Genomic DNA, 3,631 nt, shown 5'->3' with positions numbered 1-3,631 from the left:
CCGCTTGTCAGAAGATGGCTCAGCGCCCGGTCCACTTCCGCGGCCGGCGCCGATGAGCCGGGGTATAGATCTACGGTTCCCGGCCGTCAACAGGCTTGTTGGCCGGAAAGCCGATTTTCTTGGACTCCGCGGACGACAGCCGTGTGACGCCCGATTCGCGCTCCCGGTGGGCGCGCTAGGCCTCGAGGCTCAGGGTCATGCCGTCATAGGCGGGCACGATGCCCTCCGGCAGGCGCGCCGCGAGGGCGCCGTAGTCGAGATCCGTGTGCAGGTTGGTGAGGACCGCCCTGCGCGGGCGGACCGACTCGATCAGCGCGAGGGCGTCCGAGACCGAGAAGTGGGTCGGGTGCGGGGTGTCCCGCAGGGCATCGATGATCAGCAGGTCGAGACCGCGGAGCCGGGCGAGGCTCGCCTCCGGGATCAGGCTGACGTCGGGCATGTAGGCGGCCGCGCCGAAGCGGAAGCCCAGGGCCGCCTCGTTGCCGTGCTCCACCGGGAGCGATTCCACGGTGACCGCGCCCCCCTCCCCCTCCAGGGTGAGGTCGCGGCCGGCGGCGAGGTCGCGCAGGTCGAGGATCGGCGGGTAGGCGCTCCCGGGGGGCGTCTCGAAGCAGTAGCCGAACCGGGCCGTGAGCAGCGACCGCGTCAGGGCGTCGGCGTAGACCGGGATGCGGGCCCGCATGGCGATCACCAGCGGGCGCAGGTCGTCGATCCCGTGGGTGTGGTCGGCGTGGGCGTGGGTGTAGAGCACCCCGTCGAGGCGCGTCACGCCGGCGTCAATGAGCTGCTCGCGCAGGTCCGGAGAGGTGTCGACCAGGAGCGTGGTCCGCCCCGCCCCCGACGCGCGCTCCACCAGGATCGAGCAGCGCCGCCGGCGGTTGCGCGGCTCCGCCGGGTCGCAGGCGCCCCAGCCGCTGCCGACCCGCGGCACCCCGCCGGACGAGCCGCAACCGAGGATGCGCAGGGTCAGGCTCGCCATCCGGATCTCCCGCTCCGACTCGTCACGCAGCGCCCGGGCGCGTTCCGGCGGCCTTGTCGAACAAGGTGAAGAAATTCGCCGTCGTGGTCCGGGCGAAGTCCTCGGCGGTCAGCCCCAGGGTCCCGGCCAGCGACCGGGCGGTGTCGGCCGTGTAGGCCGGCTCGTTGGTCCGTCCCCGGTGGGGCTCGGGGGCCAGGAACGGCGCGTCGGTCTCCACCAGGATCCGGTCGAGGGGCACGGCCCTGGCGATGTCGCGCAGGTCGTGCGAGCGCCGGAAGGTGACGATGCCCGAGAAGGACACGTACAGCCCGAGCTCCACCCCCGCCTCCGCCAGCCGCCGCCCCGACGAGAAGCAGTGCAGCACCGCCCGGAACGGCGCCCGGCCCATCTCGTCGGCGAGCACCCGCTCCATGTGGTCGTCGGCGTCCCGGGCGTGGATCACGAGCGGCAGGCCGGAGAGCCGGGCCGCCGCGATATGGGCGCGCAGCACCCGCTCCTGCACGGCCTCGGGGGCGGCGTCGGCGTAGTGGTAGTCGAGGCCCGCCTCGCCGATCCCGACGCAGCGCGGGCTGGCCTGGGCGAGGCCCGCGATCGTCTCGGCGGCGACGTCCGGCTCCTCGGCGGCCCCGTGGGGATGGGTGCCGACCGTGTGCCAGACCTCGGGATGAGCCTCGGCGATCGCCCGGTAGGTGTCGGCCTTGGCGACCCGGGTGGCGATCGTGAGCATGCCGGCGACGCCCGCGGCCTTGGCGCGGGCGATCACGCCCGGGAGGTCGGCGGCGAAGTCCGGGAAGTCGAGATGGCAGTGGCTGTCGATGAGCATCGGGTCTCGGGGCCGTCGGGCGGCAGGGTCCTTCAAGCGGCAAGGTCCTTCAGGCGGACGGAGTCTCGGGGCGCTCGAAGCGCGGGAAGATCGGCGCGGGGGCGGGGAGCGCCGTGCCGGGGAGGAGCCGGCCCCCCGCCCCCACATCGGCGAGGCCGCGCCGGTCGGCCGGCACCGCCAGCAGGTCGAGGAGCTTGGCCGCCGCCCCCGGCACGAAGGGCTGGATCAGGATGCCGAAGGCGCGCAGCGCCTCCAGCGTCGTGTAGAGCACGGCGTTCATCCGCGCCGGGTCGGACTTGCGCAGTTTCCACGGCTCCTGGGCGGCGAAGTAGCGGTTGGCCTCGGCCACCACGGCCCAGATCTCCGCCAGGACGGTGTGGAGCGCGAGCTCGCCCATGAGGGTCCGGGCCCGTGCCGGCAGGGCGTCGGCCAGGGCCAGCAGGGCCGTGTCGGCCGCGTCCAGGCTGCCCGGATCCGGCACCGCGCCGTCGCAGTTCTTGGCGACCATCGTGAGCGAACGCTGGGCGAGGTTGCCGAGGTCGTTGGCGAGATCGGCGTTGATCCGGCCGATGATCGCCTCGTGGCTGTAGCTGCCGTCGCCGCCGAACGGCACCTCGCGCAGCACGAAGTAGCGCACCGGGTCGACCCCGTAGGTGTCGGCGAGCTCGAACGGGTCGAGGACGTTGCCCAGCGACTTCGACATCTTCTCGCCCTTGGAGAGCAGGAAGCCGTGGCCGAAGACGCGCCTGGGCAGCGGCAGCCCGGCCGACATCAGGAAGGCCGGCCAGTAGACCGCGTGGAACCGGACGATGTCCTTGCCGATCACGTGCAGGTCCATCGGCCAGAATCTTTTTTGGGGGGTCTCCGCGTCGGGGAAGCCGGTGACGGTGAGATAGTTGGTGAGCGCGTCGACCCACACGTACATCACGTGGTTCGGATGCCCCGGCACCGGCACGCCCCAGTCGAAATTGGTGCGGCTGACCGAGAGGTCCTTGAGGCCGGAGCGCACGAAGCTCGCCACCTCGTTCCGGCGCGTGTCCGGCCCGATGAAATCCGGCTGATCCGCGTAGAGGTCGAGCAGCCGGTCCTGGTAGGCGGACAGTCTGAAAAGGAAATTCTCCTCCTCCATCCACTCGACCGGCGTGTCGGTGGCGAGGCTGCGGCGGCTGCCATCCTCCAGGAGCCGGGTCTCGGACTCGTCGTAGTAGGCCTCGTCGCGGACCGAGTACCAGCCGGCATACTTGTCGAGGTAGATGTCGCCGTTGGCCTCCATCCGCCGCCAGATCTCCTGGGCGGCGGCGTAGTGGCCGGGCTCCGTGGTGCGGATGAAGCGGTCGTAGGCGCAGTCCATCCGGTCGGCCATGGCCTGGAACCGGGCGGCGGTGCCGTCGACGTAGGCGCGCGGGGTGGTGCCGGCCCGGGTCGCGGCCTGCTGGATCTTGAGCCCGTGCTCGTCGGTCCCGGTGGAGAACAGCACGTCGTAGCCGTCGAGCCGGTGGAAGCGCGCGATCGCGTCCGCGGCGATCACCTCGTAGGCGTGGCCGATATGGGGCGCGCCGTTGGGGTAGGAGATCGCGGTCGAGAGACCGAACGTCTTTCGGGGATTCGCCGGGGCGTTGGACGTCACGTCTGTGGTGTTCCGGATGAGCGCGGGAAGCTGCCCGCGTTGTCGCGCGGCCGGCGCCGGGACGCAACCGTCGCCGCCTGCGGGCGCGACGGCGATCCTCCGCGGCGGCCGGCACCGGACACGCGTGATCGTCCCCGCGCGCGGTGTGGCGCCGGGGGCATGGCCCGGGAGGCGAGCACGAGGGACGCGGGACGCCGCGGGA

The 3,631-nt window shown here is 72.3% G+C and carries 3 protein-coding genes; all 3 read right to left on the bottom strand.

Annotation, left to right across the window (positions count from 1 at the left end; translation table 11 throughout):
- Positions 1-175: 175 nt before the first annotated feature.
- Genes BMY19_RS30225 through metG form a run of 3 tightly spaced genes read right to left on the bottom strand, consistent with a single transcriptional unit; the run spans position 176 to position 3,429 of the window.
- The gene (locus BMY19_RS30225) at positions 176-979 is read right to left on the bottom strand and encodes an MBL fold metallo-hydrolase (RefSeq protein WP_100253890.1); all 804 of its coding nucleotides are present in this window, start codon (positions 977-979) and stop codon (positions 176-178) included.
- Positions 980-1,001: 22 nt separating this feature from the next.
- On the bottom strand, positions 1,002-1,802 hold the full coding sequence (locus BMY19_RS30220; protein WP_091683122.1) for a TatD family hydrolase: 801 nt from the start codon (positions 1,800-1,802) through the stop codon (positions 1,002-1,004).
- Positions 1,803-1,851: 49 nt separating this feature from the next.
- A complete protein-coding gene (metG, locus tag BMY19_RS30215) occupies positions 1,852-3,429 on the bottom strand; it encodes a methionine--tRNA ligase (protein WP_100253889.1) in 1,578 nt (525 codons plus the stop codon).
- Between the last annotated feature and the right edge of the window lie 202 nt (positions 3,430-3,631).

Source organism: Methylobacterium sp. UNC300MFChir4.1 (genome assembly GCF_900110155.1).
Classification (GTDB): domain Bacteria; phylum Pseudomonadota; class Alphaproteobacteria; order Rhizobiales; family Beijerinckiaceae; genus Methylobacterium.
This window is presented reverse-complemented; position numbering and strand designations above follow the sequence as displayed.

What these genes read in the sequence shown, in the direction of transcription:
- BMY19_RS30220 (WP_091683122.1), bottom strand. Translation starts at nt 1,802, where the DNA reads ATGCTCATCGACAGCCACTGCCATCTCGACTTCCCGGACTTCGCCGCC.
- BMY19_RS30225 (WP_100253890.1), bottom strand. Translation starts at nt 979, where the DNA reads ATGGCGAGCCTGACCCTGCGCATCCTCGGTTGCGGCTCGTCCGGCGGG.